Source organism: Methylophilus sp. YYY-1 (assembly GCF_029132825.1).
GTDB lineage: Bacteria > Pseudomonadota > Gammaproteobacteria > Burkholderiales > Methylophilaceae > Methylophilus > Methylophilus glucosoxydans.
Genome location: NZ_WOVG01000001.1, coordinates 735,672 through 753,059 on the forward strand (window position 1 = coordinate 735,672; position 17,388 = coordinate 753,059).

At 53.3% G+C, this 17,388-nt stretch carries 21 protein-coding genes; 10 read left to right on the plus strand and 11 right to left on the minus strand.

Annotated elements, in window-relative coordinates; all coding sequences use genetic code 11:
* The first annotated feature begins 15 nt into the window (after positions 1-15).
* The 4 genes from GOC95_RS03355 (at position 16) to pstB (ending at position 3,891) form a co-directional block, all read left to right on the plus strand.
* A complete protein-coding gene (locus GOC95_RS03355; RefSeq protein WP_275355752.1) occupies positions 16-1,011 on the plus strand; it encodes a PstS family phosphate ABC transporter substrate-binding protein in 996 nt (331 codons plus the stop codon).
* 108 nt (positions 1,012-1,119) lie between these two features.
* Positions 1,120-2,046 (plus strand): phosphate ABC transporter permease subunit PstC, encoded by a 927-nt coding sequence (gene pstC / locus GOC95_RS03360; protein WP_194748465.1) that lies wholly within the window; start codon positions 1,120-1,122, stop codon positions 2,044-2,046.
* Between the two features lie 101 nt (positions 2,047-2,147).
* Positions 2,148-3,086 (plus strand): phosphate ABC transporter permease PstA, encoded by a 939-nt coding sequence (pstA, locus tag GOC95_RS03365; RefSeq protein WP_194748144.1) that lies wholly within the window; start codon positions 2,148-2,150, stop codon positions 3,084-3,086.
* 25 nt (positions 3,087-3,111) lie between these two features.
* Positions 3,112-3,891 (plus strand): phosphate ABC transporter ATP-binding protein PstB, encoded by a 780-nt coding sequence (pstB, locus tag GOC95_RS03370; protein ID WP_194748145.1) that lies wholly within the window; start codon positions 3,112-3,114, stop codon positions 3,889-3,891.
* A gap of 95 nt (positions 3,892-3,986) precedes the next feature.
* On the opposite strand, the gene GOC95_RS03375 is transcribed toward pstB, so the two are convergent.
* The 3 genes from GOC95_RS03375 to GOC95_RS03385 all read right to left on the minus strand — a co-directional run bounded on the left by GOC95_RS03375 (position 3,987) and on the right by GOC95_RS03385 (position 6,538).
* Positions 3,987-4,709: an MgtC/SapB family protein gene (locus GOC95_RS03375; RefSeq protein WP_275355755.1), complete on the minus strand. Its 723-nt coding sequence runs from the start codon at positions 4,707-4,709 to the stop codon at positions 3,987-3,989.
* Positions 4,710-4,842: 133 nt separating this feature from the next.
* A complete protein-coding gene (locus GOC95_RS03380) occupies positions 4,843-5,211 on the minus strand; it encodes an antibiotic biosynthesis monooxygenase (RefSeq protein WP_194748146.1) in 369 nt (122 codons plus the stop codon).
* Positions 5,212-5,338: 127 nt separating this feature from the next.
* Positions 5,339-6,538: a glycosyltransferase gene (locus tag GOC95_RS03385; protein WP_275355757.1), complete on the minus strand. Its 1,200-nt coding sequence runs from the start codon at positions 6,536-6,538 to the stop codon at positions 5,339-5,341.
* 146 nt (positions 6,539-6,684) lie between these two features.
* Here GOC95_RS03385 and GOC95_RS03390 point away from each other — a divergent pair, with 146 nt between their 5' ends.
* Complete coding sequence (locus GOC95_RS03390) at positions 6,685-7,557, plus strand: zinc dependent phospholipase C family protein (protein WP_194748148.1); 873 nt, start codon at positions 6,685-6,687, stop codon at positions 7,555-7,557.
* Positions 7,558-7,666: 109 nt separating this feature from the next.
* Positions 7,667-8,824: a metallophosphoesterase gene (locus GOC95_RS03395; protein WP_275355760.1), complete on the plus strand. Its 1,158-nt coding sequence runs from the start codon at positions 7,667-7,669 to the stop codon at positions 8,822-8,824.
* On the opposite strand, the gene GOC95_RS03400 is transcribed toward GOC95_RS03395, so the two are convergent.
* Genes GOC95_RS03400 through GOC95_RS03425 form a run of 6 tightly spaced genes read right to left on the minus strand, consistent with a single transcriptional unit; the run spans position 8,821 to position 14,148 of the window.
* Positions 8,821-9,780 carry a VWA domain-containing protein gene (locus tag GOC95_RS03400; protein ID WP_275355762.1) on the minus strand — a complete coding sequence of 320 codons (960 nt, stop codon included), beginning with the start codon at positions 9,778-9,780 and terminating at the stop codon, positions 8,821-8,823. The two genes, GOC95_RS03395 and GOC95_RS03400, sit on opposite strands and share 4 nt — an antisense overlap.
* Positions 9,780-10,316, minus strand: coding sequence for a hypothetical protein (locus GOC95_RS03405; RefSeq protein ID WP_194748151.1), 537 nt, complete (start codon positions 10,314-10,316; stop codon positions 9,780-9,782). Before GOC95_RS03405 ends, GOC95_RS03400 begins: the two co-directional genes overlap by 1 nt.
* Entirely contained in the window at positions 10,313-11,281 is a 969-nt protein-coding gene (locus GOC95_RS03410) for a vWA domain-containing protein (RefSeq protein ID WP_275355763.1), read from the minus strand. Before GOC95_RS03410 ends, GOC95_RS03405 begins: the two co-directional genes overlap by 4 nt.
* On the minus strand, positions 11,281-12,180 hold the full coding sequence (locus GOC95_RS03415; RefSeq protein WP_275355765.1) for a hypothetical protein: 900 nt from the start codon (positions 12,178-12,180) through the stop codon (positions 11,281-11,283). Before GOC95_RS03415 ends, GOC95_RS03410 begins: the two co-directional genes overlap by 1 nt.
* Positions 12,181-12,231: 51 nt before the next feature.
* The gene (locus GOC95_RS03420; protein WP_275355767.1) at positions 12,232-13,092 is read right to left on the minus strand and encodes a hypothetical protein; all 861 of its coding nucleotides are present in this window, start codon (positions 13,090-13,092) and stop codon (positions 12,232-12,234) included.
* A gap of 9 nt (positions 13,093-13,101) precedes the next feature.
* Positions 13,102-14,148, minus strand: a complete 1,047-nt coding sequence (locus GOC95_RS03425; protein ID WP_275355768.1) for a MoxR family ATPase — start codon at positions 14,146-14,148, stop codon at positions 13,102-13,104.
* A 183-nt stretch (positions 14,149-14,331) separates the two neighbouring features.
* Here GOC95_RS03425 and GOC95_RS03430 point away from each other — a divergent pair, with 183 nt between their 5' ends.
* Positions 14,332-15,105 carry a hypothetical protein gene (locus GOC95_RS03430; protein ID WP_275355770.1) on the plus strand — a complete coding sequence of 258 codons (774 nt, stop codon included), beginning with the start codon at positions 14,332-14,334 and terminating at the stop codon, positions 15,103-15,105.
* Between the two features lie 38 nt (positions 15,106-15,143).
* Positions 15,144-15,698, plus strand: a complete 555-nt coding sequence (locus GOC95_RS03435; RefSeq protein WP_275355772.1) for a TetR/AcrR family transcriptional regulator — start codon at positions 15,144-15,146, stop codon at positions 15,696-15,698.
* Between the two features lie 6 nt (positions 15,699-15,704).
* Here the strand turns inward: GOC95_RS03435 and GOC95_RS03440 are convergent, their stop codons facing one another.
* Complete coding sequence (locus GOC95_RS03440) at positions 15,705-16,034, minus strand: hypothetical protein (RefSeq protein ID WP_275355774.1); 330 nt, start codon at positions 16,032-16,034, stop codon at positions 15,705-15,707.
* Positions 16,024-16,197 carry a hypothetical protein gene (locus tag GOC95_RS03445; protein WP_275355776.1) on the minus strand — a complete coding sequence of 58 codons (174 nt, stop codon included), beginning with the start codon at positions 16,195-16,197 and terminating at the stop codon, positions 16,024-16,026. Before GOC95_RS03445 ends, GOC95_RS03440 begins: the two co-directional genes overlap by 11 nt.
* A 394-nt stretch (positions 16,198-16,591) precedes the next feature.
* Between GOC95_RS03445 and GOC95_RS03450 the strand changes: the two genes are divergently transcribed.
* Positions 16,592-16,930: a helix-turn-helix domain-containing protein gene (locus GOC95_RS03450; RefSeq protein WP_275355777.1), complete on the plus strand. Its 339-nt coding sequence runs from the start codon at positions 16,592-16,594 to the stop codon at positions 16,928-16,930.
* On the plus strand, positions 16,927-17,385 hold the full coding sequence (locus GOC95_RS03455) for an ArsI/CadI family heavy metal resistance metalloenzyme (RefSeq protein ID WP_275355779.1): 459 nt from the start codon (positions 16,927-16,929) through the stop codon (positions 17,383-17,385). Before GOC95_RS03450 ends, GOC95_RS03455 begins: the two co-directional genes overlap by 4 nt.
* Positions 17,386-17,388 lie beyond the last annotated feature (3 nt).

A 17,388-nucleotide genomic window follows, 5' to 3' on the forward strand; every position in this document is an offset into this window, starting at 1 on the left:
TACAGGAGTCCCTAGATGAAAACCCGTTTGTTCCGCAATACCATGATGGCCGCACTGGTCGCACAGGCCTTTACCTTCGCGCACACCGCAGCGGCTGCGGACAAAATCATCAAAATTGATGGTTCCAGCACGGTTTACCCAATCACCGAAGCCGTTGCCGAAGAGTTTCAACGCAGCAAAGGCGTGAAGGTCACCGTTGGCGAATCTGGAACTGGTGGCGGCTTCAAAAAATTCTGCCGCGGCGAAACCGATATTTCCGATGCTTCCCGCCCGATCTCACAAAAAGAAATCGACGCCTGTAAAGAAGGTGGCGTTCAATTCATCGAACTGCCTATCGCTTATGATGCACTGACTGTGGTTGTGAACAGCAAAAACGACTGGGTGAAACAAATCACCGTCGCCGAACTGAAAAAAATCTGGGAACCAGGTTCCAAAGTGAAAAACTGGAAAGAAGTGAACGCCACTTACCCGGACAAAGCCATCAACCTGTACGGTCCAGGCACGGCTTCCGGTACGTTTGACTACTTTACCGAAGCCATTAACGGCAAGGCAAAAGCCAGCCGCACAGATTACACACCGTCAGAAGATGACAACGTACTGGTGCAAGGTGTTGCCGGTAACGCGGGTGGCATGGCCTACTTCGGCATGGCCTACTATCAGGAAAACACTGACAAGCTGAAAGCGGTGCCAGTGGTTGCCAAAGAAGGGGCTAAACCAGTGTTGCCCTCTGAAACGACTGTGATGGACGGGACTTACCAGCCATTGTCACGTCCACTGTTCATTTACGTGAACGCGACAGCTGCAGCGTTTAAACCAGAAGTGAAAGCGTTTGTGACTTACTACCTGGAAAATGCGCCACTGCTGGTGAAAGAAGTCAAATACGTGCCACTGCCAAAAGAAGATTACGAAGCAGTGAAAACACACTTCAAAGCCATGAAACCAGGCACAGGGTTTAACGGCACAGCAGAAGTCGGTATCAAAATTACTGATTTGTTGTCCCGAATCAAGTAATGATGACAAAGGGGCTTAAATGCCCCTTTTTTACTGACAAGCCGGCCTGAACAACCGATTATCCGCTAAAATCCACCCCTGACAGATCACACTATGGCGACTCAAGCAATGCAAGTACCTGCGCAACTGACTATCAGCCCACGACTGGCGAAGAATATTCGTCGTAACGTCAAAGAACGTATTATTGAATTCATCCTGATGACCGCCGCGCTGGTCGCAGTGGCAACCACGTTTGCAATTGTGGGGGTTTTGCTGTTTGAATCATTGAGTTTCTTTAAAACAGTGTCTGTCGTCGATTTTTTAACCGATAGCCAATGGACGCCACTGTTTGAAGATGCGCACTACGGCATCATGCCGCTGGTTTCCGGCACTTTGACCACCTCCGCGATTGCGCTGGCCGTGGCTGTGCCAATTGGCACCGTTTCGGCAATTTTCCTGTCTGAATTTGCTTCACATAAAACCCGTGAAACCATCAAGCCGATTCTGGAATTGCTGGTGGGTGTGCCTACCGTTGTCTTTGGTTACTTTGCCTTGTTTTTTGTCACTCCCATGCTGCAAGCCATTTACCCTCAGCTACCCAGCTTTAACATGCTGGGCGCCGGGATTGTCATGGGCGTCATGATTATTCCTTACATTGCTTCCATGTCCGAAGATGCCATGCGCGCCGTGCCCATGAGCATGCGTGAAGGTTCTTATGCCATGGGTGCAACCCGTTTCCAGACCGCGATTAAAGTGGTCACACCCGCCGCAGTCTCAGGCATTGTGGCGGCCTATATTCTGGCGATTTCTCGTGCAGTGGGTGAAACCATGGTGGTTGCCATTGCAGCAGGCCAACAGCCTAACCTGACCTTTAATCCGCTAGACAGCGCTGCCACGATTACCGCCTACATCGTACAGGTGGCCATGGGTGACTTGCCGCATGGCAGCATAGGCTACCAGAGTATTTTTGCCGCCGGCCTGGTACTCATGATCATGACACTGTCTTTCAATATCGTGGGTCACTGGGTACGCAAGAAATACCGCGAGAATTACTAAACAAAGACTCGTAAAGTCTGCCCGTTGTCTTATTACTGAAATATCACCACCATACACTGCCGGTAACCCTTGCTTACCGGCACTTGCGGAAGTTATACCAAATGGAACATAAAGCCTCAGTCCTCGAAAATCTGGCCGAAGTCCGCGCCATGATTAAACGTCATAAGCGTAATGACGCCCTGTTTGCCGCCATCGGCCTGATCTGCCTCATGCTGGGCCTGATTACGCTGATGCTGCTGTTCTGGCAACTGATTGCGGATGGCTATCCAAAATTCAATCTGGACTTTTTGACTGAATTCCCGTCACGCCGTGCGGCCAGAGCCGGCCTGCTGTCTGCCTGGGTAGGTTCTTTGCTAGTGATGTCCGTTACTTTCCTGACCGCAGTCCCTGTCGGGGTTGCTGCTGGCCTTTATCTCGAAGAATATGCGCCGAAAAACTGGTTTACCGACCTGATTGAAATTAATGTGTCCAACCTGGCCGGTGTGCCTTCGATTATCTATGGCCTGCTGGCGCTGGGTCTGTTTGTCTACATGCTGGACTTTGGTCAAAGCATCTTGACCGCAGGCCTTACCCTGGGGTTGCTGATTTTACCGATTGTCATTGTCTCAACCCGAGAAGCGATCCGCTCTATCCCGCTGTCTATCCGTGAGGCGGCCTACGGCGTTGGCGCAACCAAATGGCAAGTCGTCTATGACCACGTATTTAAGTACTCTTATGGCGGCATCCTGACCGGTATTATTATTGGCATGGCACGTGCCCTGGGTGAAACAGCCCCCATCATTACCATTGGTGCGCTGACCTTTATTGCCTTCCTGCCACCCAGCCCAATCACGCTGGAGCCGCCTTTCCTGAATTTCGAATGGTTATCTTCAGGCTTTACTGTGATGCCGATTCAAATGTTTAACTGGTTGTCCCGCCCTGACCATGCGTTCCATGTCAATGCGGCAGCCACCGGGGCGCTGATCATCATCGTCACACTGTTAATGAATGGTACAGCCATCTGGTTGCGCTATAAAATCCGTAAAAATATTAAATGGTAATGCCACACAAGAATTAGGAAACTTCATGGCCACTGTCACTACTGCAATTAAAGCCGAAGCACGCGATTTAAACTTTTTTTATAGCAACGGCGCACGCGCACTCAAAGGCATCTCCATGCCTTTGTACGAGAACAAAATCACCGCGCTGATTGGCCCTTCAGGCTGCGGAAAGTCCACTTTTCTGCGCTGCTTCAACCGTATGCATGATTTGTATCCTGGCAACAAATACCAGGGCCAGATCGTGATGCATCCAGACAACACCAATGTGCTGGATTCAGGCGTAGACCCCATTGAAGTGCGTATGCGCATCAGCATGGTGTTTCAGAAGCCTAACCCCTTCCCAAAATCCATCTATGAAAACGTGGCTTATGGCCTGCGTGTGCGTGGTGAAAACAACAAACGTATTATGGATGACAAGGTTGAAGAAGCATTGAAAGGCGCGGCGTTGTGGAACGAAGTCAAAGACCGCTTGCATGACCTCGCTTTTAACCTGTCTGGTGGTCAGCAACAACGATTATGTATCGCCCGTGCCTTGGCCACTGATCCAGAAATCATGCTGTTTGACGAGCCCACCTCTGCGCTGGACCCGATCGCAACAGCCAACATTGAAGAGCTGATGGTCGAACTGCGCAGCAAACTGACTATTCTGGTGGTGACGCACAACATGCAGCAGGCAGCTCGTGTGTCCGACTACACCGCTTACATGTATCTGGGTGAGTTGATCGAGTACGATGACACTGACAAGATCTTCACCAACCCCAGCCGCAAGGAAACCGAAGACTACATCACCGGCAAGTTTGGTTAATTGCCCGTGCTATAAAAAACGCCGCAGATTGCGGCGTTTTTTATGCGCGTTAATCATGCGCTTTCACAACACGTGATGCCCGCGGTGAGCCATAGCTAATCCAGCATGCTTGGGCTCCAGAACGCTTGTGATACATAAGGTGAGGTCAACAATTGCTGAATCACGGCTTCCAGCTCGGCTTCACGGATGGCACTGGCCAGCAACATGGCCTCAATTTCAACACAATCGTTACCAAATGCATGCATCTGCAAATGCTTGGTCGGATATTTGGCTTGCTCCAGCGTGCTTTCAAGCAAGCTCATCGCCTCTTTCTGGTAACGGCGCGCAGCAATCACATACACCGTCGTTGTCGCCTCCACATGCAAGGTATTGATGGGTTTGCGGTTGATCTGATTGACGACCGGGCGTAACAAGGTATTGGTCGCCAGCACAAACAAGGTGCCCAATAAGGCCTCCAGCAACAGGTCAGCACCGGCACACGCCCCCACGGCCGCAGAACCCCATAGCGTAGCCGCCGTATTCAAGCCTCGCACATTGCCCTCTTCACGCATGATCACGCCCGCGCCCAGAAACCCGATACCGGAGACCACATAGGCTACCACGTGCACCGCACCATCATGCGACATGAGCCGGTTGGCCATATCCACAAAAATGGCGGCGCCAATGGCCACCAGCACATTGGTGCGCAAACCGGCGGTGCGTTGGCGGTATTGCCGCTCAAAGCCGATAATAGCGCCGCAAACAAAAGCCGTCGACAAGCTCAACAATGAGTCGAGCAACGACACCAGATTAATATTTTGCATCGCTTGCAACGTCATGCGACATCCCTTTTCCTAACAACACTCTTGTCAAAACAACGCGCTTGGTCTGCGTGAAGACCGGCCAATAAAAAGCGCCACGAAACTCGTGGCGCTTTGATCAGACGCTCAACCAGGATCAGATGATCGTGATTCAGGCAGTACGGCGTAACCCTGGTTCAAGGACAAAAAAGTCAGGATTCAACGCTGCCAGCGGCTGTTTCAGTTTTTCAATCTCGGCGGCAGGCGCGTGCACTTCGAGACGGATAATTTTGGCCAGTTTCAGTGCCTCGGCTAAGGGGGCGGCCACATTCTCAAGATGTGCGAGCAATGATTCAGCGTCCCGGTAGCCTTCACGGCAATGCGCGATATTACCATTGAACGAAAAAGCATAGTGCAGGCAACCCGGTTCCTGGCGTGTTTTTTCCACGAATGTTGCGCCCAGTGCTTTGAATGCTGCCAGATGTTCGGCTTGTACCTCAAAATAAGGCACCAGCGTACAGCATTGATCGGTTGTAAACATGTTTGATTCTCCTGATGTGTTTTATATTGAGTTTGTTAAACACAAACTTGCACACATCTTGGCTGGGCAATGCCCGAGCGTCAAGCGTCAATCTTCCCGATCGCAGACAAAGGCGCGCGTCCGCGTATTAAGCCGTTGCGGAAGCGGCCAGACTCAAATGCGAGAGCACCAGGCGCTGGTAGCACTCAATCAACTTGGTCGCCTGCGCATCGCTGGACCAGACTTGCTCCACATAGCGCTTGCCTTGTTTACCGATGCGTTCGCGCAACTGACGATCAATGAGCAAGGTTTGGACTTGTTCAGCGAAATGCAGTTCGTCATCTTTGGCAATCAGGGCGCCCTGCTCCTGACGCAGGATAGAAGCCGTGCCCAGCTCGGCAATCGCGACCACGGGCGTGGCCTGCGCCATGGCTTCAAGCAGCACCAGGCCTTGTGTCTCGCTCTTGGAGGCAAACACAAAAATATCTGCCGCCTGATAGGCCGCATTGAGCCCAATGGCACGGTCCAGGTAGCCCAGGAACATGACATGCTGTTGCAAGCCCTTGTCGCGGCTCATTTTCTTCAGCATGGCTTCTGCCGGGCCTTCACCCGTGATCACCAGCAAGACTTCAGGATGATCCTGAATCACCAGAGAAAGCATTTCAAGCAGGAACTGGATATTTTTTTCATGTGCAACGCGGCCAACAAACAGCAACAACGGACGCTGAGCGGGAATGCCATACTTCTCACGGAATGCGGCACCATCACCGGGAATAAAACGTGAGGCATCCAGCCCGGTCGGGATTACGGTAATCGGTGTCGTCACCCCGTATTGTTGCAACACATCACGCATTTGCGCCGAAGGCGATACCACGGTATCCACCTGCTGGCATTGCTTGCGCGAGACCGATTGTGCAATCCGCACCGCCAGACTGCGAGGCACCCAGGGCAAATAGTGGTGCATGTAGTCCTCAAAAAAGGTGTGGTAGGTTTCTACTGCAGGCACCTGCAATTGTTTGGCAATTTTAAGCCCCGCATAATGCGCAATAAACGGCGTATGAATATGGACCAGGTCGTAGTCACCCGCATGCAAATGCCCGGCATAGTCCATCAAGGCGGACCATTTCATCAAATAATCTTCAGGATCAAACACGATTTTGCGGGCATCGATGCGCGTAATCCACTGCTCGTCTTCTGTTTGAGACTGCTCAATCGCCACCGGATATTTGGGCGCAATCAGATGCACCACATGGCCTTGCTGGCGCAAGCTTTGCGCAAATGTGCGGATGCTGGTGGATACGCCATTGACGCGTGGAAAGTAGACATCTGAAATCATTAATATTTTCATGACAAATGCTGTATTGCACAGATTCCATATTAAAAACTTTACAGAGTCTAACAACGCTTCATGATGGTTTTATGACCAAAATCACTTTCATATCAATGTCATACAGACTTCATGCAACTGTCACTTAGCAGGCGCAAAGTGCGCCCATGTTACTGAGAGCCTTACTGATCACCTGTTGCCTGTTATTCGCCCTGCCTGGTGAAGCGCATGCATGGGGATTGTATTCGCATGTGGCTTACACTCACCAGTGGTTACAAAGCCTGCCGCTACAAACACTGCCCTTGCTTCCTTTGTCCTGGCTCAGCGTGATCCAGCGTTACCCTTCGCTGGTGATGGCTGGCGCCTGCCTGCCCGACCTGGCTGTGGTTTCGCGCTCGTTCAACCATAGCCATGGCTGGGGCATCGGCCAACAGCTCCTGCAAAGCAAAAATGAGCGCCAGCGTGCATTGGGCGTGGGCTATAACCTGCATCTGCTCACAGACGTAGTGGCCCACCAGCACTTTGTGCCGACGTTTGAGGCCAAGTGGCAACACCACAGCCTGCTCACGCACGCCGCGGCCGAGTGGGCCATGGATGCCTATTTGCACCAGCCCGAGATTCCGACCCCAGGCAAACTGTTGCGCATACACCGCAATACCATCGTCGACACCCTGAGCCAGGGCCTGCATTGTGATGCCAGCATCGTCCAGCGCGCCGTCAGCCGCCTGGCCAGTGCCGACCAGGCCTTGCGTTTTTCTCGCATCCCGAATTACCTGTTACAACGTTATCGCAGGCTGGATAACGAGTTTGAACACAAACTAGCCTATTACCGCAGCCAGGTCTCGCTCGCCCTGCACGACATGCCGCAGCTGCTCAATGGCCACTTTCCGTCTTTGCATGCCGAACATATTCACCTGAGCATGGAGCAGCTGGATGACTGGCGCCGCAAATGCCTGCAAGATGCCCGTTTAAGGCCTACGAGGGCGATCCAGGCCTTTGAGCAATATCAGCACCAATGGTTTAACCAGCCTGATTGCTGACGCCACGCAATCAGGCCGCTCAAGCGGTCATCCACACCGCATGGCTTGAAACTTAACGTTTAAACGCCATCTAAGCTAAGACCTCCTCATAAAAGATTCCAGCTCAACCATGCCTCCCCTGCGTTTTTTAATCATCACCACAACCCTGGTCGGGTTACTGCATTACTACATTGGCAGCCGCTTGTTGTCTGGCCTGGACTGGCCAAGCACAGTGTTATGGCTGGGATGGCTGGCACTGGCACTCTCCGCCTTGCTACAACCTGTCGCTTTCCTGGCACGGGGCTTACGTAGCGAAGCCCTCCGAGACCGAGTGAGCTGGATCGCCATGACGGTGATGGGGCTATTTTCGTCTTTGCTTGTATTCACTGTGCTGCGGGATGGATTGCTGTTGGCCGTCGCCGGCTTACATGCGACAGGAGTCGTTAAGGTGGACTTTTTATGGCTGGAACGGCAAACCGCGTTCGCTACCTTGCTGATTGCCTGCGTCATCAGCCTGATTGGGTTTTTTCACGCACGTAAACTGGCTCGCGTCATCCATGTCAGCGTGCCGTTACGCAACTTGCCGGCCGCCCTGCATGGCTTCAAGATTGCACAAATCAGTGATATTCATGTCGGCCCGACCATCAAGCAGCCCTATCTGTCACGCATCGTTGAAGCGGTGAATGCGCTGGAAGCGGATTTGATCGCGATTACCGGCGACCTGGTGGATGGGCGTGTGCATGAACTGGCGGAACACACGCGCCCACTGGCGCAGTTATCAGCGCGCCATGGCAGCTTTTTTGTCACCGGCAATCATGAGTACTATTCCGGTGCCTTGGCCTGGATTCATGAACTGGAACGTCTTGGTATACGCGTTTTGCTCAATGAGCATGTACAACTGCTGCACGGAGAAGCCACCTTGGTGGTGGCGGGTGTGACAGACTATACGGCTGGCAGCTTTTACGAGGATCACCACAGCGACCCTCAGGCCGCCATTGCCGGTGCGCCTGCCGCGGCGCCTAAAATCCTGCTCGCGCATCAGCCACGCTCTGCCGAAGCCGCCCAGGCGGCCGGCTTTGATTTGCAGCTATCCGGGCATACACATGGTGGCCAGTTCTGGCCCTGGAAATACTTTGTGCCCTTGCAACAACCCTATGTTGCCGGGCTGCACCGCCTGCAAGACTTATGGATTTATGTCAGTCGCGGCACCGGCTATTGGGGCCCCCCCAACCGCTTTGGTTCCCCTTCTGAAATTACCTGCCTGACCTTGATGCCTGCACAGGATTAACTGCGCGCCCCTGCCGTTCGCCGCATGCGCAAATCGGGCACATAAGTCGCCAGTATCAGCACCAGGGCAGACAGCAAATAAAAGCTGCGTAAAGGGTAATCGGTGACAAAGCTGGCGGTGGCTGGCTTAGCCGCCAATGCCTGGTAAAAAGCTGGCTGGTCTACACCTTTGACATAACTGCCTTTAAACTCGGCCGCCAGTGATTTTAAATAGTCTTCCTCCAGTTGCGACAGCATGCGGTCATACTCGGCGTAAGCCACGGGTGGATCTGGCTCATCCTGGCTGGGGTCGGCATAAGTCACGCCAACAGCCCCCGCGTTATTGTTGTCACTCACCGGCCAGTCCCCGACGCGTTTATTGGCAGAGTTGTAGCGCGGAATCGCCACTTTTTCTGCGCCGCCTACACCGACAAAGGTGAAAAACTCACCAATCTGTACCCCGCTCAAGTCCTGTTTGATCGTCACATTGACGCGCGGCGCTTCATCGCCATCCGTAAAAAACAGCATTTGCGCCGGTTGATTGAGCGCATCATAGACATGGGTCGCCGCATGCACGGCAAAGCTCAGGCGACTGTTGCCTTTCCAGGCCATGCGCCATTCCAGGTGGTCGATGCCGTCGGTAATCACATCCAGGTTTTTGCATACCTCCAGCGGCGTTTGCAGCATGGCGATATTATCCGAGGCAAAAATGCCCAGGCTAAAGTATGTGCCACAAGGTGATCGCTGCACCAACTGCTTCATTAAATGCTGGCTATAGGCCAGGCGACTCACAGTCTGTTCATTCAGCAGCACATCCTCTGCATTCATGCTTTGTGACACATCGGCAATCATCAAATAATGCTGCACCTGCTGCTTGAGCTGAACCTCAGGCTTGAGCAGCGCCAAGCCGAGCAGGCCCAGGGCCAAACCGTAGCAGACCGGCTCATAATGTTTGCTTAACCACGCCCATCCACGCATCAGGGTAATCCTATCGGTAAGTTACTGAGTTCCATATGCGATTGCTCCTTGCTACCGGCTTGCATGCCACGTGCCATGACCGAATGCAGCAGCGACAAGTTGAATTTTGCCGTCTGGTCATCCGGTTGCAAACGCAAGGCCTGCTCATAAGCAATTTTGGCCTGGCTAAACGCATAGCGGGCTTCATCCTGAAACGAGCCATCTTCGTTGACCGTGCGTACGAGGCCGGACAAAAACAGGTTGTTGCCGATATTAAAGTGGATATGCGGCAGTGCATTGGCAGGTGGCGATGCCTCAAGGGCCTGACCATAGGTTTGCACCGCATGTTTATAGTCGCCATGTTGACCCTGGTCATACGCCGCAGTAAATTTCTGCAGATAAGCCTGGCCGCCCGTTTTAATCACCTCGCCAGCGGCGATCTGGGCGTTGAGTACGCGTGTAGCGTGTAATTGCCAGCCAAAATACAGTGTTCCTGCCAGGCCTGCCAGCGTCAGGCCCAGCCAGAGTGTATTGGCATGTTTGCGATAGATGCTCATTCGTATACCTTTATCTGTTTAATCAACAACAGGGCCAGCCCCAGCAATAACGCTACGATGATCAAATCCCTGGCGTAATCATGGCCCGGAATCATGATGTCGTACTGAATCAGGTTCTTTTCCTTGGCGTCAATCTCACGCAAGGCGGACTCGAGTGCGGTGGCGTTATCCGCTTCAAATGCCTTGTATTTGATATTGAGCGACTGAAAAAAACGGTCCAGCGCAATCGCCTCGGGCAGATGGTCATCGTCATAGCTGTTTTGCGTAAAAATGCTGATGTCGTCCGGCTCACGCAACACAATCCAGTACAAATTGAGCTTTTTACCCACCAGCTGTTTGCGGATCTGGTATTTGACGCGCGGGCTTAACTTACCGGCGCCGTCGGACAGCAGCACAATCGCGCGTGAGCCGGTACTGGGAATCTGCTCGAACAGGGTCACGGCATGCGTAATACCCGCCCCGATATTGGTCTGGTTAATGGCTGGCCCCGTCGCTGCCTGGATCGCAGCGTGAATGCCGTCACGGTTGGTGGTGATTTTCATGCCATACAACGCTGAATTGGTAAACCCCACCACCCCCATCATGTCATCAGGCCGTGAGTCAATAAAGGCGGTAATCAGCCGTCTGGCCGCCGCAGACTTGATTTCAGCGGCGCGCCCGCCCACGCTTTGCCCGGCAAATGGATGGTCCATGCTAACGCTGCGGTCAATCACAAACACGCTTTGTGCGCCCTTGCCGATTTTCTTTTCCTGATGGCTATCGCCCTGCAATCCGGCCAGGGCTAGCACCAGACACAATAACATCAGACTCGTTGCGGCCTTAACCAATAGATGAATGCGCTCGGAGAACGGATCGTCCGGCACCATCTCAAGCCACGAGTAAGCTTGCGCATGGCGGCTGGTCAGCAAAAACGGGACGGCAATCACCGGCAACAGGAGTAAAAACCAGGGACTCAGGCTGTGCATCAGACGCCCCGCTCACAACTGCGCAACTGACGTGTCAACATCTTGCATTGCTGCAGATAATCGGCTGCCGCAGGCAGCTGGTTACCATAAAGCAGTGTATTGGATTGCGCATAAAACTGCTGAATCTGGTCGGTATACGCCGCAAATACAGGCTGTTTGGCGACAAACATGGGCACCTGACTGGCCAGCATCTGCTGGCCAAAATGCTGGTTAAAAGCTTGCTGCATCGCCAGTGCCGCCAGGGTTGCGCCCTCATGTGTAGCAGGCAAGCGTTGCAGGCGCCGATACGCCTGAGCGAACGGGCCATTCAGCATGGGCAACCAGGCCCAGCTGGCATTGCGGTATAGCAAAATGAAACTGCCCAGCAAAGCCAGCCCCCCACTGACCAGCAAGCCTAGGCTTAAGGGGTGTGTGTCCAGTAAGGCTGCGCGGTGCTGGCCCAGCAAGGTAGGTTTGGCCGGTTGCATCCGGTCAGGCAGTTGCGCCATCAGCCAAAAGCGCCAGGCGGGTAGCGTCACGCTGGCGCCACTCGTAAACACAATCGGTTCGGGCGGTAAGGCTAATTGCACGGGCTGGCCGCTGCTGGCAAACACCTGATACTCAAACGTCAGCGTATACACCGTTTTGCCCGCTTGTCTGGCATGCGTCTCTTGCACCTGCCTTAACTCGATACCGTTACGCTGCACGCCCTTGATTGGGAGCTTGTCTGGCTGCAGTTGCAGCGACTCAGGGACAGACAGCGTGATGCGCCGTTGCAGGACATCGCCAATCTGAATGCCTGCATAGTGCGCAGGATTTTGCAGATGCAACACCTGGATGGCCTGTGCTGCAGAGGAGGCGACCGCTTGAGGTGGTGCCGCATCCTCTTTGGCCAGGGATTCGGCCTTGACTGGTGCCATCCAGATCAAGCCGGTTAAGCAAACTATCAAAAATGGATTCATCGCCACACGCTATTGAATAAGTTGTTCAAAATAATCGGAAAGCATCGCCGCTTCAAACGCGCCTGTGACATACAACGGGCGAATCTCAAACCTGGCGAATAATTGATCCAGCGCTTGCTTGCGCTGCTCAAACTGCGCCACAAAGCGGGCACGCAAAGCGGGCCGGAAAAAAATGGTTATTTGCTGCCCGGTCTCGGGATCTTGCAAATTGCCAAAGCCCAACCGTGGCAAGCGCTCATATTCCTGCGGATCCCATAACACCAGCGGGATCACCTGATGGTTAGACAGACTGTTCAGACTTTGCTCAATCAGCGACAAGGGCAGGTGAAAATCCGAGATCCAGAACACCAGTCCTTTTTGCTGCCCCAGCCAGGCCGTCGCCTCTACAATCCCTTGTCCATCCTGAGGCCCCGCCTCAACTTCTGTCAGTTGCGCAATGGTGTCAAAGGATTGTTGCGCGTGGTGCCCGGGTGCCAGGCTAAGCTCTGGCAGCACACGATGCTGGTAGCAGACCATGCCGAACAAATCGCTGTTTTCATGGGCAGAGCAAGCAACCGCAGCCGCTATCGCCTGCAAGGTTTCATATTTGCTGACGTGCCCCTTGAACTGCATGGAACTGGACAAATCACACAAGGCATACAGCGGCGTGGAAGCCTCTTGCTTGAAAACCCGGATCTGGATCTGTTCATAAGGGTCACGCAAGGTTTGCCGCAAATCCAGCCGTCTGGCATCTGGATAATCCACCAGCGAGACATGCTTGCTGAACTCATCACCAATGCCGCGCTGAACCCCCTGATGCGCTCCGCTATGCACACTGGCTGAACGCCACGGCACCTGGTAAAAAAAGGACTGTACTTTATCGGGTATCATGGTCTGGCATCATGCGGCTTTGGCCCGTTCCGGGACGCTGACCGTGGCAAGAATCTGCTGGGTCAGCTCACGGGACAGTTGCGTACGGCGGCTCTCGAACATCGGATTCAATACCAGGCGGTGCGCGATGATTTCATGAAAGACGGCATGGATATCCTCTGGATACAAATGCTCGCGCTGCATGAGCCAGGCATGCACACGCGCGGCCTTGAGCAGCATCCCCATGCCGCGCGGGCTGGCGCCGGTATGAATCAGGCGGTTAACATCCACACTCTCCAGACGCACGCCGAACGCTGCCGGGGATTGCGTCGCCTGCCATAAATCCAGCGCATACTCCTGTAACACGTCACTGGCCTGAATATGGCTTTGCAGCACATCTGAAAACGCATTCAGCTGGTCATAGGCCAGCACGCCGGACTGGACTTGCTGCGTGAGGCGCTCTGCATGCTGGAATTTGACATCAAACATCAGTGCCTTGCGCAAATTGCGATCGTCTGGAATATCAATCGGGATTTCCATCATGAACCGGTCGCGCGCAGCGGAAGGAATCTCGAAGGTTTCATTTTTCTCGACCTGGTTACGGTCCGCAAATACCAGCATATGCGGCAAGCGGTATTCTTTTTTGAAGGCGGTGACATGACGCTCGGCCATGACCCGCAACATCAAGGCATGAACTTGCGGGCGGGCACGGTTGATTTCGTTGAAGAAAAAGACCGACAGTTGCTCACCGGCGCGCAGCAATGGCCCCTCTTCGACCTTGGGGCGACCATCTTCACCGAGAAAAGTATGGTAAATGAGGTCATTGGGCATCAGGTCTACCGTGCCCTCAATCCGCTCATAAGCGCCGCCCAGACCGCGCGCAATCGATTGCAGCAAGGTGGTTTTACCCACCCCCACGCCGCCTTCGAGCAAGACATGACCGCGGGCAAAAATGGCAATATTAATGGCGCGGATGGCCTGGTCCTGACCCACCACCACTTTTTTCACTTCATGCTCCAGCGTCAGCGCATGATCGCGCCAGTCCGCCAGTTGGCTTGCTACAGATGCAGATGTCATTGTCTATCCCTTGTTAAGCAATGCAGCCAGGGCTATGATGCCAATCGGGCCGCTGAAAAGATGAATGAACCCCTGCTTGCATTTTAGCCAGTCACACGATAATATGCAGACAGGTCTGTTCACTTTTTTTCCAGTCTACTTCAGCCAACAAAAAAAAAGCAAGCGAATTTTAGGGGTCACCGGGTGAATTTTTTAGCGATTGTGAATCAGACCAGGCAGTCCATGACGCGCAGGGGCATGACCTATGCCAGCCAGGCGCTGTGGCGCTTGGGGCTGCGGCAATGGGCAAAACATGCCCCGTTTTACCAGTTGCGTGATGCACTGATGGATTGGAACCAGCAACGCATTCAACGCAGCGGCAAGGCGGTTGCGTTGAATGCGCAGGATATTGCGGCATTACGGCAATTACTGGAGCAGGCGCAACAGCAATCCAGTGCAGCCCTGCCAGCCGCCCTGCTCGACCAGTGGTTTTTCCTGGCCGTTGGCGCGATACAGGTGCATACACAAACTGGGTCAGCGCGTGCATGGCAATTGTTTGAGCAGTCTGTGCATAGCCAATTGGGCAGCACAACATGGCAGCGCAGCTGGTCATTTGGTGCACTGGTCAGCCTCTGCGTGATCTGGATGAGCTTGAGTACGGCCCCACACAAGCCTGTCACAGAAGAGGCCTCCCCATTAGAGACCGCAGTCAGCCACGCTGGCGGCGGCACGGCAGACCCGGTGACATTGAGTTTACTCAACCTGGCCTACCAGAAAATGCAAAGTGGCAGTTGCCAGTTACCGCAGGCTGCGATGTTACCAGAAGCCCAGCGTCAGGCCTTTTTGATGTTTGTGACTGAAGGCAAGGTGGATGTGGAGCAAGTGGAGCATTTAAGACAAGCCCTGGGCTATGTCAGCTGCTTGTATCCGCAAGAGTTGATGCGTCCGCAAGGACGGGATCGTTTACCAAGAGAATAAAAATACTAGCCCTGAATCGGGAAAAAGGGATATACCAGATGAACATGCGAGATAAAATTCTGAACATTGCAAGCACGCTGTTTGACAGCCGCGGCATCCAGGCTTCTGGCGTGGATACCATTATCCTCGAAGCCGGGGTTGCCAAGGCGACGCTGTACAAACACTTTCCGAGCAAGAATCTGCTGATTACCGCCTATTTGCGTGACAAATCGGACAAATTTTACGCCTGGCTCACCGCTCAACTCACCTCTCGCAAGGCAGAGTCGCTGGAGTTATTGCTATTATTGTGTGAATTGATGGAGCAATGGATCAGCCAGCCCGCGTTTCGCGGCCTGCCCTTTCACATTGCCGCCGTCGAATTTCCTGAGCAAGATCATCCGATCAATCAATACTCAGTGGTGCTATCCAAGGAGTTGCAAGGCTTTTTATGCAAGATTGCCCGCGACGCAGGTGCCAAAGACCCGGAAGCGCTCGGCCAGCAGTTGACCATTCTGTTTGAAGGCGCCGCCCTGGTGGAGCGCCTCACACCCAATACCGGCGCCGCCAACCGTGCCAAACTGGCGGCCATGACCTTGGTGCGTAATGCCATTTAACGAAGCTCAGTCGTTGTTTGGGTCGGCATGAAGTCTTGCGTCAATCACCGGCCCATGGTGCTGGCTATCGACGCAAGCGCCTCCTGACTCGCCATGCACGGCTTTTATGGTCATGCCTTGATGGACAGTCATTACCAGCTTGGCCAGCAAGCCCGCCTCTACACTAGCCGCAATTTCTCCCGCTTGTACCGCAATCGCAAAGCGCTCGCCTAACTTCTGCTCCATGGACATGCGATAGCCATTCAATAAGGTTTTTATGGCTTGGGCTTCGGTGCCACAAGCCAGTGCACCTTGTGTAACCAGACACCCCGCAAGATGGTGGGTTTCAGCCAGCATATTGGCGGCTTGCGTAAGGATGCGCTTCTATCACCTGTCCCGCGGTCGGCTGGATCAGCGCCGCTACCAGAAAGGCGGCAGGCCCCTGCACGTATCGCTCAACGGCCTTCTGGAACAATGCCTCCTTGCTGCCATAGGCCGCATAAATACTTGACTTGTTCATTTGCATCACTTCCATCAGCGTACTCTTACGGCCATATTCATAAACATGTTGGCAGAGATGCCAGCAAGGGGGAGCACTCAGGAGGCCACATTAAAAAAAGCGTCTACTTAGAATATATACATGCCGATACCGAACTGCCCACCTTACCGAAAACCTTGGCTACCGTTATTTTTACAGCCAATGTCATTCGAACTGACACTAGAAAACTGCCAATTCTGTCAGCATTTTGTTGATCACAGCTTGGCTGCAACGCTTAACCCAATGGCTCTTGCCCTCGCCTGAATAAACACACCCGCCCTGCCTTGCAGGGCTTTTTCTTCGCTGCAATCCCTGCTGTATTTTTTCAGCAGACACAGCACTTGATATATTTCCATATTTGTGGAAATATAGAAATATGAATAAAGAACAAGCGCTCACTGCACTGTCTGCCATTGCCCAATCAGCACGACTGGACATTTTTAGATGTCTGGTCCAGGCAGGGCCGGAAGGCTTGGCGGCCGGCGTGCTGTCAGACTCATTACAGATTGCGAACAGCACGCTGTCTTTTCATTTGAAGGCGCTGACCCATGCCAACCTGATTTGCGCACGCCAGGAAAGCCGTTTTATTTATTACACGGCCAACTATGCACAGATGAATGGCTTGCTGGCTTATCTCACCGAAAACTGCTGTGGTGGCGATAGCGCCTGCTGCCCTGAGCTGCAATGTTTACCAACCTCCAAGGAAACCCGATGAAACGTATGCACCTGCATGTACGCGTAACCGATTTGCCACAGAGCATCCGCTTTTATTCAACGCTGTTTGGAATCGGTCCTAGCGTTGAAAAGGCAGACTATGCCAAATGGATGCTTGAAGATCCGCGCGTGAATTTTGCCATCAGTGCCCGCGGCCAGGCACCGGGACTGGATCACGTTGGCATCCAAGTAGAAACCGCCGCAGAACTGGAAGTGATTCAGGCACGATTGCAAGCCGCAGACATGGCGGTGTTATCACAAACCGACACTACTTGTTGTTATGCCAAATCGGATAAACATTGGGTGCAGGACCCCTCTGGCCTGGCCTGGGAAAGCTATTTGACGCTGGAAAGTGCACCTACGTTTAACGATGCAGGGAAAACAACTGCTTCAGCCACCTGCTGCACCCCGATGGCACAGCCAGTCAGTATTCAAATCAAAAAGAAGGATGTTTAAGCC

Excerpts from the sequence above, each read along its gene's own strand:
- GOC95_RS03355 (WP_275355752.1), top strand. The coding sequence starts at position 16 with ATGAAAACCCGTTTGTTCCGCAATACCATGATGGCCGCACTGGTCGCA.
- pstC (WP_194748465.1), top strand. The coding sequence starts at position 1,120 with ATGCAAGTACCTGCGCAACTGACTATCAGCCCACGACTGGCGAAGAAT.
- pstA (WP_194748144.1), top strand. The coding sequence starts at position 2,148 with ATGGAACATAAAGCCTCAGTCCTCGAAAATCTGGCCGAAGTCCGCGCC.
- pstB (WP_194748145.1), top strand. The coding sequence starts at position 3,112 with ATGGCCACTGTCACTACTGCAATTAAAGCCGAAGCACGCGATTTAAAC.
- GOC95_RS03375 (WP_275355755.1), bottom strand. The coding sequence starts at position 4,709 with ATGACGTTGCAAGCGATGCAAAATATTAATCTGGTGTCGTTGCTCGAC.
- GOC95_RS03380 (WP_194748146.1), bottom strand. The coding sequence starts at position 5,211 with ATGTTTACAACCGATCAATGCTGTACGCTGGTGCCTTATTTTGAGGTA.
- GOC95_RS03385 (WP_275355757.1), bottom strand. The coding sequence starts at position 6,538 with ATGAAAATATTAATGATTTCAGATGTCTACTTTCCACGCGTCAATGGC.
- GOC95_RS03390 (WP_194748148.1), top strand. The coding sequence starts at position 6,685 with ATGTTACTGAGAGCCTTACTGATCACCTGTTGCCTGTTATTCGCCCTG.
- GOC95_RS03395 (WP_275355760.1), top strand. The coding sequence starts at position 7,667 with ATGCCTCCCCTGCGTTTTTTAATCATCACCACAACCCTGGTCGGGTTA.
- GOC95_RS03400 (WP_275355762.1), bottom strand. The coding sequence starts at position 9,780 with ATGCGTGGATGGGCGTGGTTAAGCAAACATTATGAGCCGGTCTGCTAC.
- GOC95_RS03405 (WP_194748151.1), bottom strand. The coding sequence starts at position 10,316 with ATGAGCATCTATCGCAAACATGCCAATACACTCTGGCTGGGCCTGACG.
- GOC95_RS03410 (WP_275355763.1), bottom strand. The coding sequence starts at position 11,281 with ATGCACAGCCTGAGTCCCTGGTTTTTACTCCTGTTGCCGGTGATTGCC.
- GOC95_RS03415 (WP_275355765.1), bottom strand. The coding sequence starts at position 12,180 with ATGGCACCAGTCAAGGCCGAATCCCTGGCCAAAGAGGATGCGGCACCA.
- GOC95_RS03420 (WP_275355767.1), bottom strand. The coding sequence starts at position 13,092 with ATGATACCCGATAAAGTACAGTCCTTTTTTTACCAGGTGCCGTGGCGT.
- GOC95_RS03425 (WP_275355768.1), bottom strand. The coding sequence starts at position 14,148 with ATGACATCTGCATCTGTAGCAAGCCAACTGGCGGACTGGCGCGATCAT.
- GOC95_RS03435 (WP_275355772.1), top strand. The coding sequence starts at position 15,144 with ATGAACATGCGAGATAAAATTCTGAACATTGCAAGCACGCTGTTTGAC.
- GOC95_RS03440 (WP_275355774.1), bottom strand. The coding sequence starts at position 16,034 with ATGCTGGCTGAAACCCACCATCTTGCGGGGTGTCTGGTTACACAAGGT.
- GOC95_RS03445 (WP_275355776.1), bottom strand. The coding sequence starts at position 16,197 with ATGAACAAGTCAAGTATTTATGCGGCCTATGGCAGCAAGGAGGCATTG.
- GOC95_RS03450 (WP_275355777.1), top strand. The coding sequence starts at position 16,592 with ATGAATAAAGAACAAGCGCTCACTGCACTGTCTGCCATTGCCCAATCA.
- GOC95_RS03455 (WP_275355779.1), top strand. The coding sequence starts at position 16,927 with ATGAAACGTATGCACCTGCATGTACGCGTAACCGATTTGCCACAGAGC.